4 protein-coding genes are annotated in these 5,574 nt (G+C 68.5%); all 4 read right to left on the bottom strand.

All coding sequences use genetic code 11. From position 1 onward, the window contains the following. Nucleotides 1–867, bottom strand: an 867-nt coding sequence (locus HUK82_RS14035; RefSeq protein ID WP_218061599.1) for a hypothetical protein, incomplete at its 3' end; no start/stop codon positions are given. Beyond that, complete coding sequence (locus HUK82_RS14030; protein ID WP_176614555.1) at nucleotides 864–2,546, bottom strand: ATP-binding protein; 1,683 nt, start codon at nucleotides 2,544–2,546, stop codon at nucleotides 864–866. The genes HUK82_RS14035 and HUK82_RS14030, both read right to left, overlap by 4 nt. Before the next feature lie 151 nt (nucleotides 2,547–2,697). Beyond that, entirely contained in the window at nucleotides 2,698–3,306 is a 609-nt protein-coding gene (gene tagF, locus HUK82_RS14025; protein WP_176614554.1) for a type VI secretion system-associated protein TagF, read from the bottom strand. Beyond that, a partial coding sequence (tssM, locus tag HUK82_RS14020) for a type VI secretion system membrane subunit TssM (protein WP_176614553.1) occupies nucleotides 3,303–5,574 on the bottom strand: 2,272 nt, incomplete at its 5' end. The genes tssM and tagF, both read right to left, overlap by 4 nt.

Raw genomic sequence — 5,574 nt, 5'->3', positions numbered from 1 at the left:
CGGGACCACGACGGACACGGGGGCGCCCGGTGCGGTCACCGTCGTCTTGGCGACTGGAGACGGCGCGGCCGCGCCGTCGTGCGCCTTCGCGTGGGCGTCGAGGGCGGCGGGCAGAGCGACGCCCGGATGCGGAACGTCCGTGGCGGTCGCAGCAGCGGCAGGCACGGCAGATGCAGGCACAACAGGAGCAGGCGGTTCGACCTGCGGCTGCACCCCGAAGAACGTGGAAAGCGCCGCGTCCCCCTGCCCTTTCAACGCAGACGTCAGATGGGTCAGCAGCGTCGCGTCCCCGGCATTCCGGTCGACACTGGCACGGCGCAACGTCGCGGGATCGGCGGCCGCCTGCCATCTGCCGACCACGTCGTCCGATACGTCGCCCCCCGGCAACGGGTGAAGTTCGAGTGCGGCCAGACTGCCACTGCCGGCCACCCGCGCGATTGTGTCGGCGCTGACGCCCGAGCGGCTGATGTCGGCCTTCCCGCCCGGCAGGTCAGGCGGGACGACGAACAGCCGGTCGTTCGACGTGGCGGCATAGCCGCAGACGACGATCATGCGCTCCCCGCCGCCCTGACCGCCGATCTGCGCCAGCGTCAGCCGCAAGGTATCAGCGTTCGGCACGCTCATGCGCTGGGTCGGAATACCGACGGTATCGAGCGCATCGCGCAACGTCGCCAAAGCCGGGGCGCAGGACGGGATCGTCGGACCGTCCTTCAGGCTGGACAGATCGATCAACGTCACAAGCGCAGGCCGCGCCTGCGCGACCCCGCACGCGGCGATGACACCGGCAAGCACGACGACGCCCGCCAGACCTGCCCGCGCACGTTCGACCCTGCCAGCAGGTTTCCGCACCTCGTCGATGGACCTCACCTTGTCGCTCCCCTTGTAGAAACATGGCCGGCATCGGCCATAAGCCTCATGCATGCCGCGATGGCGCTATTGTTGTCCGCACCCGCAAGCCACGTCTGGCGTCCCGCGATACGCCCGAGCGGGGTCGCAGACATGCGCCCGGGTACGGCGATGGTCATCGGCACGCTGCGCGTCACCACACGAAAACGCTCGGCCGCGACTATGCACCGGTCAAGATCACCGCTGGATGTGCAGAGCACGAGGGCATGCGGAGGATACGGCGTCGCAAGAAGCGTCTCAAGCGCCTCCTCGATCGTTTCATACCCGTCCGGCTCGTAGCCCAACGCCGCGATGATATCCTCGAAATGCTCGCGTATGGACAAGGGGGCCACCAGAACGACGGGCTGGCCCACACCGCGCGCAAGAACGAGGTCCTGTGCGTTCGGCCCGGATTGTGGAAACCATATCTCGAAGGTGGTGCCCGACCGGCCGGACGAAAAGACCCGGATCGCCCCCTCGTGCTCGCCGACAATGTCGGCCACCGCCGACAAGCCGAGCCCCGTGCCGGCAGGGCGCGTCGTATAGAACGGACGGAAAATCGTGGCGCGGAGTTCCGGTTCGATGCCGATGCCGTCATCCCGCACGGCCACCACGACATAGGGCCGGGTCGTCAGCGCGCCGAGCTGCATCGTCAGACGCTCGTCCCCCTGCCGCTGCGTCAGGCTGAGCGCGACCTGTCCCTCCCCCGGGGTCGCCTGAACCGCGTTGCGCAGAAGATTGAACAGGACCTGCTGCAATTCGGCCGCGCGACCGAACACCAGAGTCTGCTGACCGCCCGTCGCGTCGTCGCAGGACAGCGTGATCCTGTCCGGAACGGCGGGTCGTATCAGCTCCAGCGTCTCGGCGGCCAGACGCGCCATCGACACAGGCGCGGGCGGCACGTCGCGCTGACCAAAGCCCAGGATGCTTTCAATCAGTTCCGCCGCGCGCTCGCTCGCATTGCGGATGGCAATAACGGCGTCATAACCGCGCGGCAGGTTGCGCAGGGCCTCCAGCGCGACTTCGGTGTGCCCGAGCATTGCGGCAAGAATATTGTTCAGATTGTGCGCAAGCGCGACCGCCGTCGCACTTGCGATGTCCAGATTCTGGCTCTCGCTCAGGCGGCGCAGCAGCGCCCGGCGCTCCTCGGCAAGATCCTCGCGCTGCAGGGACGCCTCGATGACGGTGCCGATGCGCCGAATCATCTCCGTCACCCGCCCCGCATCCTGTTCGACCGGCCCCTCTCCGCACCGCGGACCAGGCGCGTCCCATCGCAATGCGAGAACGGAGCCGCTCTCACCAGAACTGAACGGGTGGACAAGAACCGTGCCACCGCGATCCTCCCAGTCCTGCGCGGGCACGATGCTTGCCGGGACACAGCCACCCGTCACACCGCGCAGCCACGCGTCGTCCGGACCGACCGCCGCGTGGCCCGGTGGCGCATTGACGGCAATATGAAACAGTGTGGTGCCGCGCTCCATCAGAACAGCCGACTGCGCGCCACACGCCGTGGCAATCTCGGTCAGGACGTGGCCGATCGTCGAGCGAATGTCGTGCGACGTGCACGAGGCGAACGCGCACGCGACCCGATCGAAAATCCCGTCGCACGCGAGGCCAGACCCGGGCGCAATCCGCTTCTCCGCATCGCGCTGGTCGATCATTCGATCACCGTTTCTGAACCTGATCGAACCAGAAGAGTAACTCCCCGTCCAGTTGGCGTTTCGTCGACGATCGCGGGTGCCCCAGGACCCGATTTTAAACACATAAAGACTTTATGGCCCTTTGCAAAACCTAGTTACGTCGGCCCCCGCATCATTCGACCCGCCTGTCTGCCGCACCCTCTGCGTCGCTGGCGGCCGGCGTCGTCGTGTCGCTGTCGCCCTGCGGTCTCCCCTCGATCAGCCAGTCGAACGCATCGGCGACCGGCAGCGCACCGTGAATCGTGCCGCCATCGGCCTGTCCGACACGCCACCAGACATCATGCACCGGCGCAGCCGAGGGAATCGGGTGGCGACCCGCCGCCTCCAGCGCCACTTCCAGTGCCTCGAGAGGCTGTGTCGTCTGGATGGCGGTGCGGATCGTGGCGTCGAAAGGGGCAAGACCGCGATAGAACGCGCGCGCCGGGTCATGCAGGATCGTGAAGATGAACGGGAAACACCGTCCCGCGGCGTCGATGCTGGGCGTCCACAGGCCCGTGACGGCATGGCCGTGTTCAAGCACGCCCGGGCGAATGGTGAAGGACCATGTGGGCGCCCGATGCCACAGGCGTTCGAACCGCTCCCCATGCCGCGCGTGGGCCGCCGCCATCTCCACGGACACCCATCGATCGAGGCGCGAGACGATGCCATCGGACAGCCCCCCGCGCACAAAGTCGCCATGGGCGGGCAGCTTTCCCCAGTACCCGGCGTATGGCTCGATCATTGTACGTCCGGACACGTGAAGCCCACGAGCAGGTCAAAGGGGAAGGCGCCTCCATGACTGCCGCCAGCCGTGACGCCCACGGTCTCGCCATCGGCATACAGGCCGTCCACCTCATTCGACCCCACATCCTTCTGCGAGACATTCTGGCGCAGCAGACGCACCAGCCCCCACGGCCCGTCACCACGTTCCAGCACCGCGGTCTGCCCGTTGCGCTGCCGCGCGACGACGGCGGGCGACAATCCGTCCGAACCCGGCCACGTCAGCGTCGCGGGCACGTCCGGCCGTACCGTCGTGCCGCCGAGCGCCAGGGTCATGTCCGGCGTCCCCCGAAAGGTGAAGGTCAAGGTAAGGAACGGTGGCCCAGCCGCCGGGAAGAAAGTGCGGCGGATGTCGTCGGCGCGCTGGAACGCCGCCAACTGGGCGGCCGTGAACGGCGAATGGACGCCGCCCGCGTCATGCATCCGCCACACCGCGCCCGACCGGTCGACGAACGGTGCCACCGCCTGCTCGGTGTAGCGGTCCAGTTGTCCGCCGGGTGCGAACACACGCACGAAATCATCCAGCGGCGCGTCCGCGTGCGATGCCTCGTCGAAGGGATAGTGCCCTTTGACTAGGGCGCGGCAGGCGGCACCGGGTCCATCGGCACCATTGAAGCTTCCCGTCGCGGCGGCACGCACTTCCTGCCCCCGGGAGGCCTCGCCATGGTCGGCAATCTCGCGCAGCCACGTCGCAACCGGCTCCGCCTGCCGCGACGCTTCCGCACGCAGCCGTTCGCCCGGATTCGGGACACCTGCCCCGGCCGTCAGCCCCGCGCCCTGCATCACACCGCCGCCGGCCACGGCAGTGTCGAGCGCGCCGATCTGGGCGGTCACCGCCTCGATCGGGGGCGCACCGCCATTCGGCGCCTTCAGCAGAGCCGCCAGCGGCGAAAGCCCGGCGTTCCACGCGGCGGCGACGCTTTCGACGGGATCGAGGCTGGCGCTCCCGTCACGGGGCGCGACATCGTCAGGGCGCCCAGCACCCTGGCTCCCTGCGGCCTCGTGCGTCTGGTCGCCCGGGCCTGACGCGACGGTGGCCGGAAACGGGATCGTCTGCGCGTGCAGGATCGACACTACCATGTCACGCAGGGGCGACTGGGGGGACGACAGCAGATACAGCGACCCGGTCACATCCGATGGCGTGGGCCCCAGCTCGACCGTCAGGTCGCCCAGTGTGTCGGCCCAGCGTTTCCGGGCATCGCCGACCCAGAGTTCGGCCACCTCATGCTCGAGGTGCGATGCGTCGGCGCCACGCACCTCGACCGCCGTGTCACGTCCGACGACCCAGGATTCGTTGGCCACCGCGCGGGCCGCATCCGGCAGGTTGCGCCGCACCACCGCCGCATACCCGGGGCCGGTGAAAAACGCCGGGATGCCGTCGCTCAGGGGCGCGCCGCTGCGGCGGGCGAACACCGTCACCGCACCGTTGCCAAGGGCGGCCTGCGGGGTCCAGTTCGCTACGGTGTCGGGCACCGGCAGATCCAGCAATCGGCCGTAAATGCGCTGCGCCGGCGTCACATGACCGAACGCGATCCGCGCCCTGCGCACAAGCTCGCCATCCAGTACGAGCCCCGGCGGCGTCGGGCGGTCCAGAAGAGCGGCGAGATGCACCATCAGGCGCGCGCGCAGCGTCTGGTTCAAAGCACCCGCGTACCGACGGCTCCATTCCCCGGCATACCAGGACTGGACGATGCCCGGCTCATGCGGTCCCATACCGCCCAGCAAAAGATACACGCGGGTCGCATCGTACAGAAACGCCGGGTCCTGAAAACGCGCGCGCATGTCATGCTCCAGCCGCCAGATCAGGCGCGGATAGAGAAGCCGGTCAAGCGCGTTTTCGTACGCCCCCCGCCCCGCCTCGGCCACCGCCTGACGCGACGCGAGCCCCAGCCATCCCGAAAGCCCCGCTGGACCCGCATCGGCCAGCGCACGCGCGCGATCCAGTGCGTCCGAGACGGCCGGAAGATCAGAATCATCGTTCACCACGCTGACCGCCAGGGGCGCCACGGCGTCGTGGTAGGCGGTAAAGCGCGCGAACTGGCCCTGAATCATCGTGCGGGCTTCCATGTGCCCGCGCCAGATCAGGCCGACACCGAACAACGTGACAGCCGCAATCCCGGCCACCGCTATGGCGCGGATCGTGCGTCGCCGGCGATACCGGCCCGGCGCCTGCGCGACGAGCAAGGCCTCGCCCAGCACGACGTCGCGCACCAAACGCGACAGGAAATAG

This window comes from Ameyamaea chiangmaiensis (genome assembly GCF_013376175.1).
In the GTDB taxonomy this organism is placed as follows: domain Bacteria; phylum Pseudomonadota; class Alphaproteobacteria; order Acetobacterales; family Acetobacteraceae; genus Ameyamaea; species Ameyamaea chiangmaiensis.
Note: the sequence above shows the minus strand (reverse complement) of the source record. Positions and strands in the feature narration are given on the sequence as shown.

Coding starts and splice junctions, on each gene's coding strand:
- HUK82_RS14030 (WP_176614555.1), bottom strand. CDS start 2,546: ATGATCGACCAGCGCGATGCGGAGAAGCGGATTGCGCCCGGGTCTGGC.
- tagF (WP_176614554.1), bottom strand. CDS start 3,306: ATGATCGAGCCATACGCCGGGTACTGGGGAAAGCTGCCCGCCCATGGC.